The organism is Streptomyces sp. 4F14 (assembly GCF_048159485.1).
GTDB lineage: Bacteria > Actinomycetota > Actinomycetes > Streptomycetales > Streptomycetaceae > Streptomyces.
The window spans coordinates 1-419 of sequence record NZ_JBLRVY010000159.1; the positions used below are offsets into that span (position 1 = coordinate 1).

Sequence of the window (419 nt, forward strand, 5' to 3'; positions counted from 1 at the left end):
TGCTGACCCAGCTGTCCGTCCGCCGCTATTGCGCCGTGCGGGCCACCTACCGGCAGACCATCGCCTCCCTCGCCCGTGCCACCGAGATCGCCGGGTACACCCCGGCCGGACACGCCCGGCGGGTCGCCGCGCTCAGCCGGGACGTCGGGCGGGACCTGGGCCTCACCGGGGCCGAGCTCACCGTGCTGGAGTACGCGGCCCTCATGCACGACATCGGGCAGCTCAGCCTCGTCGACCCGGTGCCGGCCGGGGCCACCGCCGCGCTGCCGGTCGAGAAACAGCGGCGGATCGCGCTGCTCGGCGGGGCCGTCGTACGGCAGACCGGGGTGAACCCGCAGGTCGCGCTGGTCGTGGAGCGGCTCGCCGACCCCTGCCCCGAGCAGCCGCTGTCCGCGCGGATCGTGCGGGCGGTGAACGCC

Annotated in this window: 1 protein-coding gene; it reads left to right on the top strand. The window is 75.9% G+C overall.

Going from position 1 to position 419, the window contains the following annotated elements:
- On the top strand, positions 1 to 419 hold a 419-nt coding region (locus ACLZOT_RS50110; RefSeq protein ID WP_416976003.1), incomplete at both ends, for an HD domain-containing protein.